This window comes from Luteimonas dalianensis, from assembly GCF_049339425.1.
GTDB classification, from domain to species: Bacteria; Pseudomonadota; Gammaproteobacteria; order Xanthomonadales; family Xanthomonadaceae; genus Luteimonas; species Luteimonas dalianensis.
This window is the reverse complement of sequence record NZ_JBMPPO010000002.1, coordinates 357310-376947: the sequence shown is the minus strand read 5'-3', so window position 1 is coordinate 376947 and position 19638 is coordinate 357310. Positions and strand designations below refer to the sequence as shown.

At 69.9% G+C, this 19638-nt stretch carries 19 protein-coding genes; 11 read left to right on the top strand and 8 right to left on the bottom strand.

The window, feature by feature from the left end; genetic code table 11:
- Positions 1–70 precede the first annotated feature (70 nt).
- From ACOZ90_RS03950 to ACOZ90_RS03930, 5 genes are all read left to right on the top strand, one after another.
- Positions 71–1480: a DcaP family trimeric outer membrane transporter gene (locus ACOZ90_RS03950; protein WP_422892422.1), complete on the top strand. Its 1410-nt coding sequence runs from the start codon at positions 71–73 to the stop codon at positions 1478–1480.
- A gap of 17 nt (positions 1481–1497) precedes the next feature.
- Complete coding sequence (locus tag ACOZ90_RS03945; RefSeq protein ID WP_422892329.1) at positions 1498–1755, top strand: DUF4212 domain-containing protein; 258 nt, start codon at positions 1498–1500, stop codon at positions 1753–1755.
- Positions 1756–1765: 10 nt separating this feature from the next.
- Entirely contained in the window at positions 1766–3541 is a 1776-nt protein-coding gene (locus ACOZ90_RS03940; RefSeq protein WP_422892328.1) for a sodium:solute symporter family protein, read from the top strand.
- A gap of 134 nt (positions 3542–3675) precedes the next feature.
- Positions 3676–4206 carry a hypothetical protein gene (locus ACOZ90_RS03935; RefSeq protein WP_422892327.1) on the top strand — a complete coding sequence of 177 codons (531 nt, stop codon included), beginning with the start codon at positions 3676–3678 and terminating at the stop codon, positions 4204–4206.
- Positions 4207–4269: 63 nt separating this feature from the next.
- Positions 4270–4713, top strand: a complete 444-nt coding sequence (locus ACOZ90_RS03930) for a universal stress protein (RefSeq protein WP_422892326.1) — start codon at positions 4270–4272, stop codon at positions 4711–4713.
- Between the two features lie 269 nt (positions 4714–4982).
- Here ACOZ90_RS03930 and ACOZ90_RS03925 read toward each other — a convergent pair whose 3' ends face one another.
- Together ACOZ90_RS03925 and ACOZ90_RS03920 are read right to left on the bottom strand one after the other, a co-directional pair.
- Entirely contained in the window at positions 4983–5336 is a 354-nt protein-coding gene (locus ACOZ90_RS03925) for an EF-hand domain-containing protein (RefSeq protein WP_422892325.1), read from the bottom strand.
- Positions 5320–6519: a DesA family fatty acid desaturase gene (locus ACOZ90_RS03920; protein WP_422892324.1), complete on the bottom strand. Its 1200-nt coding sequence runs from the start codon at positions 6517–6519 to the stop codon at positions 5320–5322. Before ACOZ90_RS03920 ends, ACOZ90_RS03925 begins: the two co-directional genes overlap by 17 nt.
- A gap of 139 nt (positions 6520–6658) precedes the next feature.
- Between ACOZ90_RS03920 and mutM the strand changes: the two genes are divergently transcribed.
- Genes mutM through ACOZ90_RS03905 form a run of 3 tightly spaced genes read left to right on the top strand, consistent with a single transcriptional unit; the run spans position 6659 to position 10340 of the window.
- Complete coding sequence (mutM, locus tag ACOZ90_RS03915; RefSeq protein WP_422892323.1) at positions 6659–7471, top strand: bifunctional DNA-formamidopyrimidine glycosylase/DNA-(apurinic or apyrimidinic site) lyase; 813 nt, start codon at positions 6659–6661, stop codon at positions 7469–7471.
- A 60-nt stretch (positions 7472–7531) separates the two neighbouring features.
- Positions 7532–8104, top strand: coding sequence for an ECF-type sigma factor (locus tag ACOZ90_RS03910; RefSeq protein ID WP_422892322.1), 573 nt, complete (start codon positions 7532–7534; stop codon positions 8102–8104).
- 43 nt (positions 8105–8147) lie between these two features.
- Positions 8148–10340 (top strand): serine/threonine-protein kinase, encoded by a 2193-nt coding sequence (locus tag ACOZ90_RS03905; protein ID WP_422892321.1) that lies wholly within the window; start codon positions 8148–8150, stop codon positions 10338–10340.
- Here ACOZ90_RS03905 and ACOZ90_RS03900 read toward each other — a convergent pair.
- From ACOZ90_RS03900 to ACOZ90_RS03890, 3 genes are read right to left on the bottom strand one after another with little or no spacing between them, the layout of a single operon-like run.
- Positions 10276–10896, bottom strand: a complete 621-nt coding sequence (locus tag ACOZ90_RS03900) for a thymidine kinase (protein ID WP_422892320.1) — start codon at positions 10894–10896, stop codon at positions 10276–10278. The genes ACOZ90_RS03905 and ACOZ90_RS03900 overlap by 65 nt on opposite strands.
- A 33-nt stretch (positions 10897–10929) precedes the next feature.
- A complete protein-coding gene (locus tag ACOZ90_RS03895; protein ID WP_422892319.1) occupies positions 10930–11652 on the bottom strand; it encodes an SEL1-like repeat protein in 723 nt (240 codons plus the stop codon).
- A 36-nt stretch (positions 11653–11688) separates the two neighbouring features.
- On the bottom strand, positions 11689–12435 hold the full coding sequence (locus ACOZ90_RS03890) for an SEL1-like repeat protein (RefSeq protein WP_422892318.1): 747 nt from the start codon (positions 12433–12435) through the stop codon (positions 11689–11691).
- Between the two features lie 98 nt (positions 12436–12533).
- On the opposite strand from ACOZ90_RS03890, the gene ACOZ90_RS03885 reads away from it, so the two are divergent.
- The 3 genes from ACOZ90_RS03885 (at position 12534) to ACOZ90_RS03875 (ending at position 17442) form a co-directional block, all read left to right on the top strand.
- Positions 12534–14513, top strand: a complete 1980-nt coding sequence (locus ACOZ90_RS03885) for a UvrD-helicase domain-containing protein (protein ID WP_422892317.1) — start codon at positions 12534–12536, stop codon at positions 14511–14513.
- A 70-nt stretch (positions 14514–14583) separates the two neighbouring features.
- Entirely contained in the window at positions 14584–15492 is a 909-nt protein-coding gene (locus ACOZ90_RS03880; RefSeq protein ID WP_422892421.1) for a 5'-nucleotidase, lipoprotein e(P4) family, read from the top strand.
- A 330-nt stretch (positions 15493–15822) separates the two neighbouring features.
- Complete coding sequence (locus ACOZ90_RS03875; protein ID WP_422892316.1) at positions 15823–17442, top strand: hypothetical protein; 1620 nt, start codon at positions 15823–15825, stop codon at positions 17440–17442.
- 335 nt (positions 17443–17777) lie between these two features.
- Here ACOZ90_RS03875 and ACOZ90_RS03870 read toward each other — a convergent pair whose 3' ends face one another.
- The 3 genes from ACOZ90_RS03870 to ACOZ90_RS03860 all read right to left on the bottom strand — a co-directional run bounded on the left by ACOZ90_RS03870 (position 17778) and on the right by ACOZ90_RS03860 (position 19635).
- On the bottom strand, positions 17778–18143 hold the full coding sequence (locus tag ACOZ90_RS03870) for a hypothetical protein (protein WP_422892315.1): 366 nt from the start codon (positions 18141–18143) through the stop codon (positions 17778–17780).
- Positions 18144–18217: 74 nt separating this feature from the next.
- On the bottom strand, positions 18218–18832 hold the full coding sequence (locus ACOZ90_RS03865; protein ID WP_422892314.1) for a hypothetical protein: 615 nt from the start codon (positions 18830–18832) through the stop codon (positions 18218–18220).
- Between the two features lie 119 nt (positions 18833–18951).
- The gene (locus ACOZ90_RS03860) at positions 18952–19635 is read right to left on the bottom strand and encodes a hypothetical protein (protein WP_422892313.1); all 684 of its coding nucleotides are present in this window, start codon (positions 19633–19635) and stop codon (positions 18952–18954) included.
- Between the last annotated feature and the right edge of the window lie 3 nt (positions 19636–19638).

Below are 19638 nucleotides of genomic sequence, written 5' to 3'. Positions count from 1 at the left end.
CGCTGCACGCAGTCTCGGCAGGCAGGCCATCTTTCGGCCGCATCTCTTGGGAGGGAGCATGCAGCAGTCCTTGACGTGTCAGACGTCGGCGCCCGCGCGCCGTCCGCTTGCCGCCGCGCTACTGGTCGCCCTGCTGGCGCCCGGGTTGGCGCTTGCCCAGACCCCGCGCGAAGCCGAGCTCGAAGCCCGCGTGGCCGAGCTCGAACGGGTCGTCCAACAGTTGCTTTCACAGCAGGAGCAGACCACCAGCCAGGTCGAGGAGGTACGCACCACCCAGGCGCGGCTCGACCAGACCCGGGTGGCCGGCGCCGATGACGCGCCACGGGCGCAGTCCAAGCCGATCCTGGGCAATCCGGACGCGACCTTCAGCTACGGCGGCTTCATCAAGTTCGACGCCATGGTCACCGACACCAGCGACGGCGCGATCGCCGAGGGCTCGGCGGGTCGCCTGTTCTACGTGCCCTCCACGATCCCGGTGGTCGCCGACGGCGCCGAGCCGGACGTGGATCCCTACACCGACTTCCACGCCGCGTTCTCGCGCTTCTGGTTCGCCGCCGACCACACCACCGACGGCGGCGACAAGTTCCGCGCCTTCATCGAAGCCGACATGTACGGCGGCGGCAGCTCGAACCTGGGCAACGAGGTCAACACCAACACCCACGGCCTGACCGTGCGCCACGCCTACGTGAGCTGGAACCAGTGGCTGGCCGGCCAGACCTGGTCGAACTTCCAGGACGTCGCCGCGCTGCCAGAAGCGGTGGATTTCGTCGGCGTCACCGAAGGCACCACCTTCGTCCGCCAGGCCCAGATCCGCTACACCAACGGGCCGTTCTCGGTCGCGCTGGAAAACCCGCACACCACGGTCGGCAACGTGGCCACGGGCGCGCGCAACAACGCCGGCGGCAACGACTGGATGCCCGACGTGACCGCACGCTACGTGATGAACGGCGACTGGGGCCACTTCAGCGCCGCCGGCCTGCTGCGCCAGCTCAAGTCCGGCGACGAGAGCGAGACCGGCATCGCGGTCAGCCTGTCGGGCAAGTTCAACATCGGCGCCAACGACGACATCCGCTGGATGGCCAGCTACGGCAGCGGCATCGGCCGCTACCTCGGCTTCGGCGTGGGCCCGGACTCGGTGGTGGACGCCAACGGCAACCTGCACGCGCAGGACGGCGGCGGCGGCTTCGTGGCCTGGCGCCATGCCTTCAGCGACAAGCTGCGCAGCAACCTCATGTACGCCGTCGCCGAGTTCGACAACGACCGCAGCCTGGCGGGCTGGGGCAGCGTCGTCGATGGCAACGGCTACCTGCAGAGCTTCGGCGTGACCGAGCGCTCGCAGTCCTTCCACGCCAACCTGATCTATTCGCCGTTCCCCAAGCTCGACATCGGTGCGGAGATCGGCTGGGCCCAGCGTGAACTTGAAGACAACCGCAAGGGCGACCTCAAGCGCATCCAGACCACCGTCAAGTACAGCTTCTGACCAAGGGGAAGACAGACATGTCCGAGAAATCACCCGCCAACTACTGGAAAGCGAATCTCAGGATCATCTTCATATGCATGGGCATATGGGCGCTGGTCTCCTACGGCTTCGGCATCATCCTGCGCCCGCTGCTGGCAGGCATCCGCATCGGCGGCACGGATCTGGGCTTCTGGTTCGCCCAACAGGGCTCGATCCTGACCTTCATCGTGCTGATCTTCTACTACACCTGGTACATGAACCGGCTCGATCGCGAGTACGACGTGCACGAAGACTAAGGGGCCGACCATGGATCAGTTCACTCTCAATCTCATTTTCGTCGGCGGCTCCTTCCTGCTCTATATCGCGATCGCGATCTGGGCCAAGGCGGGTTCGACCTCCGAGTTCTACGCCGCCGGGCGCAGCGTGCACCCGGTCACCAACGGCATGGCCATCGCCGCGGACTGGATGTCGGCGGCCTCGTTCATCTCGATGGCGGGCCTGATCGCCTTCGTCGGTTACGGCAACTCGGCCTACCTCATGGGCTGGACAGGCGGCTACGTGCTGCTGGCGATGCTGCTGGCGCCCTACCTGCGCAAATTCGGCCGCTTCACCGTGCCCGACTTCATCGGCGACCGCTACTACAGCCGCACCGCGCGCCTGGTGGCGGTGACGTCGCTGCTGATGATCTCGATCACCTACGTGATCGGGCAGATGACCGGCGCCGGCGTGGCGTTCTCGCGCTTCCTGGAGGTGGACACCAACACCGGCCTGCTGATCGCCTCGGCGGTGGTGTTCGTGTACGCGGTGCTGGGCGGCATGAAGGGCATCACCTACACCCAGGTGGCGCAGTACATCGTGCTGATCATCGCCTACACCATCCCGGCGATATTCATCTCGCTGCAGCTGACCGGCAACCCGATCCCGCAGCTGGGCCTGTTCTCCACCCATACCGAATCGGGCATGCCGCTGCTGGCCAGGCTCGACCAGATCCTGGTGGACCTGGGCTTCAACGACTACACCGGGCTGCATGACTCCACCCTCAACATGACCCTGTTCACGCTGTCGCTGATGGTCGGCACCGCGGGCCTGCCGCACGTGATCATCCGCTTCTTCACCGTGCCCAAGGTGTCCGACGCCCGCAAGTCGGCCGGCTGGGCGCTGGTGTTCATCGCCCTGCTGTATACGGTGGCCCCGGCGGTGGGATCGATGGCGCGCCTGAACATCCTGACCACCATCTATCCGGAGGGCACCCAGGCCACCCCGCTGGCCTACGACGAGCGCCCGGAGTGGATGCACACCTGGGAGGAGACGGGGCTGCTGGCGTTCGACGACAAGAACGGTGACGGCCTGATCCAGTCCTACAACGACACCAACCCCGAGTTCGCCGCGGTGGCGGCCGAGCGCGGCTGGCAGGGCAACGAGATGGTCACCTTCAACCAGGACATCCTGGTGCTGGCCAACCCGGAGATCGCGCAGCTGCCCGGATGGGTGATCGGCCTGATCGCCGCCGGCGGCCTTGCGGCGGCGCTGTCAACTGCCGCGGGCCTGCTATTGGCGATCTCCTCGGCAGTCAGCCATGACCTGATCAAACGGACATTCAAGCCCGACATCAGCGACAAGGGGGAGCTGCTGGCCGCGCGCGTGTCCATGGCGGTCGCGATCGTGGTGGCCACCTGGCTGGGCATGAATCCACCCGGATTCGCGGCGCAGACGGTGGCCTTCGCCTTCGGACTGGCGGCAAGCTCGCTGTTCCCGGCGATCATGATGGGCATCTTCTCCACGAGGATGAACTCCACCGGCGCCATCGTGGGCATGCTGGTCGGCCTGATCTCCACCAGCGTCTACCTGTTCACCTACAAGGGCTGGTTCTTCATCTCCGGCACCAACATGCTGGCCGACACGCCGGACAACTGGCTGTTCGGGATCTCGCCGCTGAGCTTCGGCGCGGTCGGCGCGATCCTGAACTTCGCCGCCGCCTACATCACGATGAAGATGACCAAACCGGTGCCCGAGAACATCCGGCACCTGGTCGAGGACATCCGCGTCCCGCGCGGCGCGGGGGAGGCCACGGGTCACCATTGACCGCGGCCCTGTGCTGACCACGGCCCGCTCCCCCCGGGGGGCGGGCCGTTTTCTTTCCACCCGGTGGAACGGCCGGCCGGCAGCCCGGCATACAATCGCCGCTCCGCTCCATCACCGCCCCGACGGGAGCCCCGATGTTCCTTGAACTGATCGCCATCTTCGCCGCCGGCTTCGGCCTGGCCGGCATCGCGCTCTCGCTCAACCTGCTGCTGCGCAAGCGGCTCCCCAAGTGGATCATCCCGGCCTCGGCCGGCGCCGGCATGCTGCTCATGGCGATCTGGCTGGAGTACTCGTGGCTGGAGCGCACCACGGGCGCCTTCCCGGAAGGCGTGGAGGTCGCCTCCACCAACCAGACCCGCTCCTGGTACCGGCCCTGGACGTACGTGGTGCCGCTGACCACCCGCCTGGTCGCCATCGACCGCCGCTTCAACCGCGAACATGACGACATGCCCGGCCAGGTCATGGCCCAGGTGCTGCTGGCCGGGCGCTGGGAGCCGACCCGGCAGTTCAGCGCGGTCTTCGACTGCCGGGGCCACCGCCGCGCCGACCTCGTCGGCGACGTCGTGCTCAACGACGACGGCCAGCTGGAGAACGCGCGCTGGGTGAGCCTGGCGGCCGACGACCCGCTGCTGCACATGGCCTGCACCCCGCTGGCAGGTACCTGACGGCGGGGCCGGTCACGCGCCGACCCGCTACCATGGGCTGACCACCCGAGGGGAGTGAATCACATGTACAAGCACATCCTGATCGCCACCGACGGCTCCGAGCTGGCCTCCAAGGGCCTGGAACACGGCCTGCGCGTGGCCGCGGCCACCGGCGCGGAGGCGACCATCGTCACCGTGTCCGAGCCCTGGCAGTCGGTCGACGCCGGCCAGGTCTGGGGCGGCTCGGCCAGCCTGCTGGACGAGTACCGCACCCACGCCCGCGAAGCCTCCACGAAGATCCTGGGTGCGGCCGCCCAGCGCGCCAGCGCCCTGGGCGTGGAGCACCGGACGCAATACGTCGCCGACGCCTATCCGGCCGACGCGATCCTCGCCACCGCCCAGGAACACGGCGCCGACCTGATCGTCATGGCCAGCCACGGCCGCCGCGGACTCAACCGCCTGCTGCTGGGCAGCCAGGCCAACGCGGTGATCACCCACAGCGAGATCCCGGTGCTGGTGGTGCGCTGACAGCCGCACGGGATGCGTTGATACGGCGCCGGGCACCTCCACCCGGCGCTCCGGATCTCGCGGGCGCAAGCCAGGGGACATGGAGCGCAAACGCCTCCCGACCACGGCGGGGCCCGTCAGGTCACCGCAAGCCAAAGCAAAGCGAAGATCCAGCCCGGGCCTGGGAAAAGAACCAGGATGCCGGGCCGCCACGAAAAGGCCGGCCGGGGAACCCAGTCGACCCAGGTCTTAGGGGTCTTGCTTGCAACTTCAGGAAATCACTGGATTTTTCAGCGCGGCGGGGCGGCCAGCTCGCGGGCATCCAGAAACCCGTCGCCGTTGGCGTCCTGGCGGTTGAAACGGTCGGTCAGCCGCGCGCGGTGCTCGGCCAGCGTCACCGGCCTGCCCTTGCCGCCGGGCAGCTCGGCGCTGTCGAGCACGCCGTTGCCGTTGCGATCCATGCGTTCGAACGCATAGCCCATCCAGGCCAGGTATTCGTCCAGCGAAACCCGGCCGTCGCCGTCGCTGTCCATCAGCGCCAGGTAGTCGCCGCTGGCGGCCACCTGTGCCGGCGCATCGGGCGGCACCCCGGCCAGCAGCAGCAGGCCGAGCACGCATCCGGCCGCGTCAGGCCTGCAGCGCATAGCCCTTCAGGCGGGCCGAGTAGTCCTGCAGCGCGCGGATGCCGCTGGCCTCGGCCTCCTGGCACCAGGCCTGCAGCTGGCGCAGCCGCTCCGAAGCGTCGTGGCCGCGCGTCTCCAGCACCGCCCGCAGGCGGGCGCGGTACTCGATGAGGGTGCGGATCCGCGGCCGCTGCTCCACCCACTGCTCCAGCTGCGCGCGGGCCTCGGGCTTGAGCCAGCGGCCATCATCCGCCAGACCCTTGCGCAGCTTGCGCGGCAGCAGCGCGCGCATCTTCTCGCCCGCCTGCCTGGCTTCCTCGCGCAGCGCCGGCTTGAGCACCCTGCGCTGGTAGTCGGTCATGGCCTGGAAGCGGTGCGCCAGCAGCGCCTTGACGGTGTCGGTGTCGGGCACGTTGATGTTGGGCCGCACGTCCAGCGAGGGCGCCACCCGCAGCACCCTGGCCAGGCCGATCTTTTCCAGCCCCTTGATCACCGTCCAGCCGATGTCGAACTCCCAGCGGCGCAGGGCGAACTTCGCCGAGCTCGGGAACGCGTGGTGGTTGTTGTGCAGCTCTTCGCCGCCGATCCACACCGCCCACGGGGTGAGGTTGGTGGCGGTGTCGGTGGTCTGGAAGTTGCGGTAGCCCCACCAGTGACCCAGGCCGTTGACCACGCCGGCGGCCCAGAACGGGATCCACGCCATCTGGATCGCCCACATCGCCACGCCCCAGGAACCGAACAGGGCGAACTGGATTACCAGCAGCACCACCGGGCCCAGGGTGGCCAGCGGCGTGTACAGGCGCCGCTCGATCCAGTCGTCCGGCGCGCCCCGGCCGTACTGTTCGATGTCCGCGCGCATCCGGCGCGCGTCGCGATACAGCTCCACCCCGCGCCAGAACACGGTACCGATGCCCTTGTGCATGGGGCTGTGCGGGTCTTCCTCGGTCTCGCACTTGGCGTGGTGCTTGCGGTGGATGGCCACCCACTCGCGGGTGATCATCGAAGTGGTCAGCCACGTCCAGAAGCGGAAAAAGTGGGCGATCACCGGGTGGAAATCGACGCCGCGATGGGCCTGGCTGCGGTGCAGGTACAGGGTGACCGCGAAGATCGTGAGCTGGGTGCACACCAGCAGGACAAGGCCAAGCTGCCAGAGGCTGGCCTGGAGCAGGCCGCCGGCAAGGAAATCGAGCAGGGAGGAGGGCATCAGCGGCGGAACCGGGAAGACATGACGGCCATCCATGATGGCGGCTGCGGATGTCGATTGCCATCCTGCGGCGGCCGCGCGGCGCAGCGCATTCAGCGGCGGCCTTGCGCTGGCGCGCCGGCGCCACCACCTTGCTCCCATGCCCGAGCTGCCCGAAGTCGAAACCACCCGCCGCGGCCTGGCCCCGCACGTGGCCGGCCGCGAAGTCGGCCAGGTGGTGCTGCGCCGCCCCGACCTGCGCTGGCCAATCCCCGGCGAGCTGGGCGCGCTGCTTCCCGGCCAGCGCATCGACGCCGTGCGCCGGCGCGCGAAGTACCTGTTGTTCGATACCGCCGCCGGCAGCGCGCTGGTGCACCTGGGCATGTCCGGCAGCCTGCGCCTGGTGCCCGCGGCGACCCCGGTGCGCGCGCACGACCACTTCGACCTGGTCATGGACGACGGCCGCGCCCTGCGCTTCAACGACCCCAGGCGCTTCGGCTGCCTGCTGTGGCAGCCGCCGGACGAAACCCACCCGCTGCTGCAGTCGCTGGGGCCCGAGCCGCTGTCGGACGATTTCGACGGCGCCTGGCTCTGGCACCGCTCGCGTGGGCGGCGGGCGCCGGTCAAGACCTTCCTGATGGATCAGGCGGTGGTGGTCGGGGTGGGCAACATCTACGCCGCCGAGGCGCTGTTCATGGCCGGGATCTCGCCCCTGCGCGCCGCCGGCCGGGTGTCACGCGCGCGCTATGACGCGCTGGCCGATGCGGTCAAGGCGATCCTGCTGGCGGCGATCGAGCGCGGCGGCACCACCCTGCGCGACTTCCTTGCCCCCGACGGCGCCCCCGGCTACTTCGAGCAGGAGCTGTCCACCTACGGCCGCGGCGGCCAGCCCTGCCAGCGCTGCGGCACCCCGCTCAGGCAGGGCCTGGTCGGCCAGCGCACCAGCGTGTGGTGCGGCCGCTGCCAGCGTTGACGCACCGCAACGTGGCGCACGCTTCCGGTATATAGTGGCCGATCACCGCGGGGGAAAACGATGGCGGATACCGCAGACATCACCCGGTGGCTGGACGCGGCGCGGGAAGGGGATCGCGCGGCGCTCGACCAGGTACTGGCCACCCTTTACCAGGAACTGCACGCGATGGCCCGGCGCCAGCTGTCCGGCCAGTACGGGCAGACCCTGGACGCGACCGCGCTTGTCCACGAGGCCTACCTGAAGCTGATCGGCGGACGCGGCGCCAAGTTCGAAGACCGCACCCACTTCTTCGCCTATGCCGCCTCGGCCATGCGCTCGGTGGTGGTGGACTACGCCCGCCAGCGCATGGCCCGCAAGCGCGGCGGCGACCAGCACCGGGTCACCGACCTGCCCGAAGACCTGCCCGGCGGCCTGCACCTGGACGAGAACATGCTGGCGCTGGACGCGGCCCTCAACAACCTGGCCCAGGCCGATGAGCGGCTGGCCCGGGTGGTGGAGCTGCGCTACTTCGCCGGCCTGTCCGAACTGGAGATCGCCAGCCTGATGGAACGATCCGAGCGCAGCGTGCGCCGGGACTGGCAGAAGGCCAGGATGTTCCTGCTGGCGGCGCTGCAGGATGAACCGGCCGACTGAGCCGCGGCCCTGCGCCGGCGGCCGTCGCGGCGGCTGAGCGCACATGGACGCCGACCGCTGGCGCAGGCTGTCACCGCTGCTCGATGCGCTGCTTGAGCTCGAGCCGGCGGTACGCCGGGCCAGCCTCGCCTCCACCCGCGAAGAAGACCCCGCCCTGGCGGACGAACTGGAGGCCCTGCTGGCGCTGGAGGAGCAGGACGGCTTCCTCGACACGCCGCTGGTCGCCCCGCTCCCCGGCGCGCGCCCGGGCAACGAGGTCGGGCCCTACCGGCTCGAGCGCATGCTCGGCGAGGGCGGCATGGGCCAGGTCTGGCTGGCCAGCCGCGCCGACGGCCTGTACCAGCGCCGGGTGGCGCTCAAGCTGCTGCGCCCGGGCCTGGCCGATCCCGGCCTGCGCCTGCGCTTCACCCGCGAGCGCGAGATCCTGGCCCGGCTCGAGCACGCCCACATCGCCCGCCTGCTGGACGCCGGCATCAGCGCCGACAACCAGCCCTACCTGGCCCTGGACTACGTCGACGGCGAGCCGATCAGCGACTGGTGCACCCGCCTCAACCCGGACGTGCCGCCGCTGGTGCGGCTGTTCCTGCAGGTCTGCGACGCGGTCAGCCACGCCCACGCCAACCTCATCGTCCACCGCGACCTGAAGCCCTCCAACATCCTGGTCACGCCGCTGGACGAAGTGCGCCTGCTCGACTTCGGCATCGCCAAGCTGCTCGACAGCGCCGAGATGCCCGACCACACCCGCACCGGATCGCGCGCCTTCACCCTGCACTACGCGGCGCCCGAGCAGATCCGCGGCGAACCGGTCTCCACCCTCACCGACGTCTATTCGCTGGGCGTGGTGCTGTACGAGCTGCTGGCCGGAACCAAGCCGTACCAGCCCAGGCGCAAGAGCGATGCGCAGTGGGAGGAGGCGATCCTGCACGGCGACCCGGTGCGCCCCTCGCTGGCGCTGCAGCGGCGCGTGGAGGGCGCCGCACCCGACGAAGCGGCCGCCATGCGGCGGCGCGCGCGCGCCGTGGCCGGCGACCTGGACAGGATCGTGCTCAAGGCGCTGTCCAAGCGCTACGAACAGCGCTACGCCTCGGTCGAGGCGATGGCCCAGGACCTGCAGCGCTACCTGGACGGCAAGCCCGTGCTGGCCCGCCCGCAGCGGCTGGCCTACCGCGCCGGCAAGTACCTGCGCCGGCACCGCTGGCCGCTGGCCACCGCCGCGCTGGTGGTCGCGGTGCTGGCAACCGCGCTGGGACTGGTGGCGTGGCAGTCGCGGCAGTCGCTGCAGGACGCCGAGCGCGCCCAGGCCATGCAGAACTTCGTGATCAGCCTGTTCCAGGATGCCGGCAACAGGCCGGGCGAGGAGGCGCTGGACATGCGCCAGCTGCTGGAGGCGGGCGTGGAGCGCGGCGAGGTGGAGCTGGAGCGGCAGCCGGTCGCGCGCGCGGCGCTGCTGGGCGTGATCGGACGCCTGCGCCTGGGGCTGGGCGACCATGCCCAGGCGCTGGAGCTGCTCAGCCGCCAGTCACGGCTGCTGGACGGGGTGGATCGCGCCCCCGCCGGCCTGCGCCTGGACTCGGCCGCCGACCTGGGCCACGCCCTGCGCCTGGACAGCCGCGCCGGGGAGTGCGTGGCGCACATGCGCCCGGCCCAGCCGCTGGCCCGCCAGCAGGAACGGCGCCTGCCGCGCCAGGCGGCCGGGTTCTACTCCGAGCTGGGCCGCTGCCACCGCGCGCTGGGCGAGCGCGAACAGGCCGCTGTACAGTTCCGGCGCGCGCTGGCCGTGCGCCGCGACCGCCTGCCCGGCACCTCCGGGATCGCCGAGAACCTGGTCGACCTGGCCGGGCTGGACGCCGACGCCGGCCGGCCCCTGGCCGCCCTGCAGGGCCTGCAGGCCGCCCACGCCCAGCTGCAGGACACGGTGGGCGAGCGCAACCCGCTCACCATCCGCGTGCTGCGCGAAACCTGCGCCCTGCGCGCCGGCACCGGACAGCTGCAGGCCGCCTCGGAAGCATGCGCCGATGCGCTCTCGACGGCGGCGGGCCTGCTCGGCCCCGGGCACCGCACCACCCTGGAAGTCCGCGACGAACATGCGGCCGTGCTGGCCCGGCTCGCGTCCCCCGCCGACGATGCGGCCGCGCCGGCGTCCGACGAGGCGCAGGATGCCGACGCCGGCCTCAGCCCAGCGGAAGATCCGGCTGCAGCGGCTCGATCCGCCCCTCGCCCCGCATCACCTTCTTGAACTCGGCCCGGCTCACCGACACATAGCGCTCGTTGCCGCCGATCTCCACCTGCGGCCCGTCCTGGACGGCAAAGCCATTTTCATCCACCCGCACCGTCATCGTCGCCTTGCTGCCGGTGTGGCAGATGGTCTTGATCTCCGCCAGCTCGTCCGCCCAGGCCAGCAGGTAGCGGCTGCCTTCGAACAGCTCGCCGCGAAAATCCGTGCGCAGCCCGTAGCACAGCACCGGGATGCGCAGCGCGTCGACCACCTCGCTCAGCTGCCACACCTGCGGGCGCGACAGGAACTGCGACTCGTCCACCAGCACGCAGTGCAGCGGCCCGCAGGCGGCGATGTCGGCCTCCACCAGCCGCTGCAGGTCGGTATCGGCATCGAAGCCCACGCCCTCGGCCTGCAGCCCGATCCGCGAGGCCACCTTGCCGCCGGCGCGATCGTCCAGGCGCGGGGTCAGGATCAGCGTGCGCATGCCGCGCTCGCGATAGTTGTGCGCCGACTGCAGCAGGGTGGTGGTCTTGCCGGCATTCATCGCCGAATAGTAGAAATAGAGCTTGGCCATGGGCGCATTCTAGGCGCCCCGGCCATCGCCACGTCAGTCGTCGTCGTCCGGCACATCGCGGCGCATCGGCTCCACGTCGCCGATGCTCACCCGCCCCTCGTTGGGCTCCATCCATACCGCGTCGTGCCAGGCCTGGTAGAGCTCCGGGTCCCAGAACTTCCTGTCGTAGAAGCGGGTGCCGTCGATCGACTGCATCTGCCCGCCGGGCCCGGGGATGTGGACGGTGAGGAACCCCACGTACCCGAGCCGGCTGCCGGTCGTGCGCCGCTTTTCACGGCGCAACACGTTGGCGATCCGCGGCTTTGCGACTTCGTCGCCGAACTCGGCATAGACCGCTTCGCCGCGCGCCACCGCCGCTTCGCGCTCGCGCTCGTCCAACTGCGCCCAGTAGCGCTCGCGCAGCACGGTGAAGCCGGGGTAGCCGCGCTCGGCCGCCAGGTCCATCCAGGCATAGGCCAGGGGCCGATCCTGCGGGCCACCCTCGCCCTTCCACAGCATCTCGGCCACCATCGCCTGGGACGCCTTGTCCGCGTAGCGCGCCCCGCGGCGGAAGTAGCTCATCGCTTCGGGGTAGCGCCCGTCCTCATAGGCCTGCATGCCACGGTGCCGGTTGTTGAGGTCCGGGTGCGCGGCCAGGAACCCCTCCGAGCTGATCACCAGGTCTTCGTCGACTCCCCCTGCACTCTGGGCAAGTGCGGGCGAGGCACCCGTCGTGAGCGCAAGGGCCAGCGCGCCAGCCAGAATCATTGTCCGCATCTCAGATCTCCATCCGTGTTTGCCGGGCGAGCGCGCTCACTTGTCTCTGTCACCGTGCGGCACCGTGACCGGCGCGCCTACATCCACATGGCCCTCCCGGTTTGGGGCCTCCCACATCTCGTCCTGCATGCGCCAGTAGGCCTCGGGCTTCCAGTACTCGTCTGCGAAGTACTCGTCGCCGCGGATGAAGTTCGCGGCCTGGAGGTTCAACTCGCCGAATCCGGCGTTCTTGCCAGGGCCCGTCATCGGGATGACCCGCAACATGCCCAGCGAGGCGCCGGTGCGGCTGCCGGTCCCGCGTCGGCGCTCGCGGGCCATGACCCTCTCCAGCCGCGGCTTGGCCACGGCGTCGCCGTACTCGTGGAGGATCTCGCGCCCCCGGACCAGCGCATCTTCGCGCTCACCCCGGTCCAGTTCCGCCCAGTACACCTCACGGAACCGTACCAGCGACGGGTACGCCCGCTCGGCTGCGATGTCCATCCACGCATAGGCGAGCGGTCGGTCGACGGCCACGCCGTGTCCCTCCCAGTACATGTTGGCGATCATGGCCTGGGACAGCTTGTCGGCGTGCAGGGCAGCACGCCGGAACTGCTTCATTGCCATCTCGTAGCGACCCAGTTCGAAAGAATTCATGCCTTCACGTTGCCAGCGGATGTCCGGGTGGGCGACCAGGAACCCCTCGGTCAGCATGTGCCGGTCGAGTTTCATCTGCAGACCCGCCTCCTGCGCGCCCACGACCTGCACGCATGCCAGCAGACCCGCCAACAACCATGTCCGCTTCATTTCGCTCTCCAGGCATCCTGTTGGCGACAGGGTACGGTACGGCAGGGCGGATCGTCGCAGCCTGTACACTTGCCCGGCCCCGTGGCCGCCGTACCGCCTTGAACACCCTCAACCCCCAACAACAGGCCGCCGTCCTGCACTGCGACGGCCCGCTGCTGGTGCTGGCCGGCGCCGGCAGCGGCAAGACCCGGGTGATCGTGGAGAAGATCGCGCACCTGGTCTCATCCGGCCGCTACCCGGCCCGGCGCATCGCCGCGATCACCTTCACCAACAAGTCGGCGAAGGAAATGCGCGAGCGGGTGGCGCGGCGGATCCGCGGTGACGGCGCCGAAGGGCTGACCGTTTGCACCTTCCACGCGCTGGGGCTGCGCCTGCTGCAGATTGAACACGCCAAAGTGGGCCTGCGGCGCGGATTCTCGGTGTTCGACAGCGACGACTGCATGGCCCAGTTCCGCGACCTGATGCCCGGCGCCAAGCCCGACGCGGTGCAGGCGATGGTGCAGCTGGTATCGCGGGCCAAGAACGGCGGGCTGTCGCCGGAAGAAGCCCAGGCCGCCGCGCGCAGCACCCGCGAGCTGGAGGCGGCCGGGCTGTACGCGCGCTACCAGGCGCGGCTGCAGGCCTTCAACGCGGTCGATTTCGACGACCTGATCCGGCTGCCGGTGCAGCTGCTGGAAGCCGACGAGGACGCGCGCCTGGCGTGGCGCGAGCGCATCGGCTACCTGCTGGTGGACGAATGCCAGGACACCAACGACGCCCAGTACCGGCTGCTCAAGGCGCTGGCCGGGCCGGCCGGCAACTTCACCTGCGTGGGCGACGACGACCAGAGCATCTACGCCTGGCGCGGCGCCAACCCGGAGAACCTGTCGCAGCTGGGCCAGGACTACCCGGCGCTGCGGGTGGTCAAGCTGGAACAGAACTACCGCTGCTCCAGCCGGGTACTGCGCGCGGCCAACGCGCTGATCGCCAACAATCCGCACGAGCACCCCAAGACCCTGTGGAGCGCGCAGCCGGACGGCGAGCGGATCCGGGTGTGGGAGTGCCGCGACGCCGCCCACGAGGCCGAGCGCGTGGCCGCCGAGATCGACTTCCTGCATACCGCGAAGGAAATCCCCTGGAGCGACTTCTGCGTGCTGTTCCGCAGCAACTTCCAGTCGCGGGCGCTGGAGAAGGCGCTGCAGATGATCCGGGTCCCCTACCACCTGTCCGGCGGCACCGCGTTCCTGGAGCGCGCGGAGGTCAAGGACGCGCTGAGCTGGCTGCGGCTGGTGGCCAACCCGGATGACGACGCCGCGTTCCTGCGCGCGGTGCAGTCGCCGCGGCGCGAGGTCGGCGCAACCACGCTGGCCAGGCTGGCCGAGCTCAGCCGCCACGCCAACGTGCCGATGTCGCGGGCGATCGAATCGATCAGCCTGCTCAAGCAGCTGCCGGCGCGTGCGGCCAACGCGCTGGGCGGCTTCGCCGATATCCTGCGCCGGCTGCGCGCCGACGCCGCGCGGCTGCCGCCGGCCGAGCTGGTGCGCGCGCTCAACGAGCGTTCCGGGCTGCTGGCGGCGCTGCGCGCGCAGTGCAGGAACGAGGCCCAGTTCGCGATGCGCCGCGGCAACCTGGACGAGCTGGCCGACTGGTTCGACGGCCCGCGCGGCGGCGCCGGGCCGGGCGAGCTGGCCGCGCAGCTGGCCCTGCTCACCCACGCCGACCGCGACGAGGGCGGCAACCAGGTGCGGCTGATGAGCATGCACGCGGCCAAGGGTCTGGAGTTTCGCTGCGTGTTCGTGATCGGGGTGGCCGAGGGCACCCTGCCGCACGAGGCCAGCGTGGACGAGGGCAGCCTGGACGAGGAGCGGCGCCTGCTCTACGTGGGCATTACCCGGGCCAAGGAGCGGCTGTGGCTGTCGTACCCGCGCGAAGTGCAGAAGTGGGGCAGCCGGATGCGGCTGGAGCCCAGCCGCTTCATCGACGAGCTGCCGGCCGCCGAGCTGCAGCGTGACGGCGCCGACCCCGCGGCCGACGCGGAGCGCAAGCAGGAGCGTGCCAGCGCCGGCTTCGCCGCGATCCAGGCCCTGCTCGGCGACTGAGCAGGGGCTGGATCGCAATCCGGGTTGGGTACACTCGGCGACCCGACCCGACCCGGAGCACGCGATGGACATGCAACCGCCCACCCGGCGCCTGTTGCCCGCATTGGCAATGGCGCTGTCGTTCGCCCTTGCCGGCTGCGCCACCTCGCCCGCCGTCGCGCCCGCGGCGCCGGCCGCCGCGCCAGCCGCCCACGCCGCCGACGACAACCTCAACGCGGTGCTGTGGGTGCAGCGCTCGCAGGAATACCGGGCCAGCGCGGTGTCGCTGTACCGCGGCGCGATCGCCCACCTGGACGCCGCCCTGGCCGACCCGCAGTGGGACGCGCTGGTGCCCGCCGAGCGTGACAACGCCGGCGCCTGGAACGCGCTGCCGCCTGCGGTGATCCTGGACATCGACGAGACCGTGCTGGACAACTCGATCTACCAGGCCCGGCTGGTGCGCGACGGCCTGGAATACGACGACGATACCTGGGCCGACTGGGTCGCCGAGCGCCGGGCGACCCCGGTGCCGGGCGTGGCCGAGTTCGCCCGCGCCGCGACCGAGCGCGGCATCACCCTGTACTACGTGACCAACCGCGAGCAGCGGCTGGAGGAAGACACCCTGGCCAACCTGCGCGCGTTGGGCCTGCCGGTGGCGCACGAGGGCGTGTTCCTGGGCAAGGGCACCCGGGTGGAAGGCTGTGAGCAGCCGGGCAGCAGCAGCGGCAAGCTGTGCCGCCGCCAGCTGGTCGGGCGCAGCCACCGGGTGCTGATGCAGTTCGGCGACCAGCTCGGCGACTTCGCCCAGCTGCCGGCCAATACCGCCGCAGATCGCAACGCGGCGGTCGGCGAGCACGGCGGCTGGTTCGGCCAGCGCTGGTGGATGCTGCCCAACCCGACCTACGGCGGCTGGGAGCCGGCGCTGTTCGACAACCAGTGGGATCGGTCGCGCGAGCAGCGGCGGGCCGCGAAGCGGGCTATTCTGGTGACCGGAAATTGATTTAATTCAATTACTTGGATCATAGTTCCTCAGGTATTGCATCAGCTTCATCGGCGGGGTAACCTTGCTCCGCCACAACATGGTCCTCCCGGCTCCGGCCGGTTCAACGGGAAATCCACGGATTTCCCGTTTTTTATTGCCGGATCGAGGCCGGGTCGTACCTAGGGTCAACCCCAGCTTCCTCACTGTGACAGACGGTGTAGCGTGGGAACTCGGCGCAAACGGGGAGCGCCACCGGTCCCATTGGAGCCCCGCGTGCCCCCCTCGTTACCAGGAATCGGTCATCCAAGCCCACCGTTTCCCAGCTTCGGGCGCGGAAACGGCAGCCCATTGCTGGATCTGCGCGCGTCCCTGACCTCGCCGCTCTTCCTGCACATCCAGCGCGGTGGCGGCCCGGATATCCCCAGGTCGGCCGCAGCCCTGCTGTCAGGGAACGGAACCGGCCCGCCGGGATTCGTGCCGCCCGGCCAGCTCGTCGCCGCCAGCGCCGTTCCATTCAATGCCTCCGGACAGGCCGCGCAGTCCGCTCCGAACCCGCCACTGGCGAACTTTGCCATCCCTGCGCCGCCGGTGGCCGCGCATCCGCCAGGCCCGGCCTTTCCGCCAGGCGCGCCCACCGAAGGGCGGCCCGCGCATGCCGGCGGCCCCCACGCCGGGAGGCCCTTCTCCGGAAACGGCCATCATCCGGTGCACGGGGGCCATCACCCGGCACACGGGGCGCAGCATCCGGGACACGGAGCCCAGCATCCGGCCAGTGCCACAACCGGTACCGGCCTGGCAGCCGCGCCCCATGGCCCGCTCGGCCACGTGGTGTCGACCGTGGCCTCGACGGCTGGACACACCGTCGCGGTTGCCGCGACCGTTGCCCAGGCGTTGCTTGGCCGCAGCTCCTCCCCCGCATCCCAGCTTCCGGCGCAGGCACAGGCCCAGGCCTCCGGTGAAGCGCAGGCGCAGCAGGCCGGCCGGGCCCCTGTTGCAGGCTCTCCCCATTCCGCTGGCCAGCCAACCCAGGCGGGCACTCTCCATTCCATCGGCCAGCCGATCCAGGCAAGCATCCCCAATGCGCCGCCGTCGGGCCGTCCGGCAGCATTCGGGCAACCCGCAGCCGGACTGCCCGTATACCCGGGCGGAGCGGCAGTGGCGGCCGGCCCGGCCGCAACGGCATCGCTGGCGCTGGCCGCAGGCCCGGCCGGGACGGCCCAGCCGATGGCGGCAACCCCTGGCGCGCCGCTGTCGCCGTCGGCGGCCGCAGCCACGAACACCCCGCTTTCGTCAGCCACATCCTTGCCGCAGCCGCCGGTCGCGGTCAGGGCCGAAGGCATGGCGATCGCCGACCGCGCGGCGCTGCAATCCCCCGCAGCAATGCCGGTCACCGCGGCCACCCCGCAATCCCCCGCAGCGATGCCGGCCAACCCGGCCGCCCCGCAAACCACCGCGCCGGCCCCGGCCACCGCGGCGGCGCCGGCACTGTCGGCCCCGGGCAATCCGCAGGCCACCAACGCATCGATGAACCCGGCAGCCCAGCAGGTCGTCCCGGCGACCCAGGGCGCGGAGGCCCGCGGCAACACCATGCTCACCGGCACCGGCGCTGACCGGAGCCACGTGCGCAGCGATGGGCCGCTGCCGCAGGGCCACACCGTGGAGCGCGCCCAACGCGGCCGCATGCGTACCCTCGGCGCCACCATCCTGGCTGCGCTGGGTCAGGCCCGTGATGAGGAAACCCGGATCAGGGAGCAGGCCGACGCCACATTCCGCTGGCTGTACTGGGCCCTGACCATCACCGCATGGCTGTGCGTCGTGCTGCTGGTGGCGGCTGTGGTTCCGACCTTCAGCACATCCGGCATGGCGCCGGCGCCCTGGCAAACAGCACCCCGCACCTTTGCCGGCGTGATCGGCCTGGGCATTTGCACAGGATTCGCGGCCTGGCTGATGACACGCCGCCGTAAATAAGCGGGCCGGATAAACCGGCCCCGCTACGCCGCTGCGCGAACGGGCAATCCTTTCCAGGCCGGGCCTTCGCGGGCCACCACGGCTCTTCTGTACCGGTTTCGATGCCAGCAGACGGGCAGCGGGCAATGACCCCGCATTTCAAACCGGCCCGGTCGCGGCGGCCGATGAACCAGCACGACCCAAGGCCGCTGCCTTCTTCAGCAGCCGTAGCGGTTTCCAACCGGCCGGCCTGCCCGTGCGCCTGCACGATGATTCGCCCAAACGAAAGAGCCCCGGACAAGTCCGGGGCTCCTTCGTGGAGCGGAGGCAATCCGCTCCGGCGTTGTCCGCAGCGCTTACTGCTTGCGGGCCACCGAGGAGTTGCCTTCACCAATCGCCTTGACCACGGTGCTCGTGGTCTCCGACTGGATCTTGAACATCTGGGCCTCGCCCTGCAGGCGGGCGTTGAGCACGTTCGCCTCGGCCGCAAGGGCCTGCCGCTTGTTGTTGTCGGACGGGCTGTCACCCAGCTTCGCGGTGGCGCGCGCGTTGGCGTCCAGCTTGTCCGTGATGTTCATCATGTTCGCCGCGGTCTGACCCTGGATCTTGCCCAGGGCGATGGCGATGGCCGCGAGCCACGAGGTCTTGCCGCCATTGGTGCTCTCAATGGCGTGGTTCATGGCGCGCTCGACGTTCGCAACGTGGGAAAATTCAAAAGACATGATTTGGATTCCTTGAGGTTGTATGAAACAGCATCTGTATGAAGACTGGAAAATCTGCAGCGTAAAACCGGTCTTCAGCCTCTGGGCGGGCCTCGCAGACGCCGGGACTTCGACCTTGTGATCGAATGAGGCGCGATTTCCGCCATTCCCTGCTCATTGACCTGGGCGGAAACCTTTGCCGTTTCCTTCTCCGCCTGCCGGCTTGCAAGCCAAGCCACGGCGGCTTCTTCACCATGTTCCTGCAGGCGCTGGACGTACTCCAGCGCAACCTGAAGGTCATGGTTCTGGAACGAATTCTTCAGATCCCCGATCTGACGGAGCAGCGCGTTGCGCTCGTCCTCCTCCGACGCGTCCTGGTCAGCCAGGATGGTGTCTTCCAGAACCTGGATCCAGCTGAGCATGTCAACCGGCGTCGTGGCACTCGGCTCCAGCGATGCATCTGCGATCGCGGCACGGAAGTGCTCCATCACCTGGTCGATTTCACCGCTGTCGAGCGATTTCTGATCCTTCAGCTGCCCGTGGATGTCCTTGAGCAGGTCTTCGCGCGTGTCCTGCACGGCAGAGGCCGAAGGGGCCTGGCCCTCTTCAGTCGGGACGTCGCCCGGCACGGTGCCAGCCACCAGCTGCGCGACTCCGCCCGAGGGGGCGTTGCGCTTGCGGGATGCTACCGGGCGGCGAATGGACGACATCGGAACAAGGTCTCCAGTGATCAGGCAACCGGGGGTGGGAAAGCTGTCACCCGGTTGTGTCTTGCCAACGACTCTAGGGGATCGGCGGGCGGGTCGACACTAGGGCGTACCCTAGGAATTCATCCGTGGAACTGCGAATCGATCTCGAGCGTGCCCAGGTTGCGCTCGGCAAAGCGCTTCGCCAGCTCCGGCGCCGCCTCGCGGATCGCGTCGTAGCTGTCGCGCGAGCGCACGTCGGCGCGCAGCATCCAGCCATCTGCGGTCTTGCTGAGCATCAGGTCGGTGCCGGGCAGGGTGGCGTCGGCCATGCGCAGCAGCACCTGGCCGTCGCGCTCGTCCACGCCGTTGCCGCCAACCGCCAGCTGGCGCACGTGGCGCTCGATCAGCTCGGTGAAGGCGGCCGGGTTGGCCGGCGCCGGAGCGGCAGGCGCGGCCTGGGCCATGTGGGCGCCGTCGCGCAGCGCCGACTGCGCCTGCATCATCGCCAGCAGCTCGGCCGGGTCGGTCTTCATCTGCATGCCGGTGCCGGGGTCGTCGGCGGGCTGCCGGCCGGCATCGACCGCCTCGGCGGTGACTGCCTGGCGCGCCGCGGCCTGGGTTTCCTCGCGCTGCTGCCCCCCCAGCTCGCCGGCACCCTTGCCACGCGCGGCGGCGAACTCGTCGCGCGCCTCCTGCCGCGCCTGCATCACGTTGCGGAACTGCTCGATGTCCTCGCGCGCGGGCGGCTCGCGCCCGGTGCGGGAGGCGTCGGCCTTGCGGGTTTCCTGCACCGAGTCCGACAGCTGGCTGCGATCAATGCTCATGGC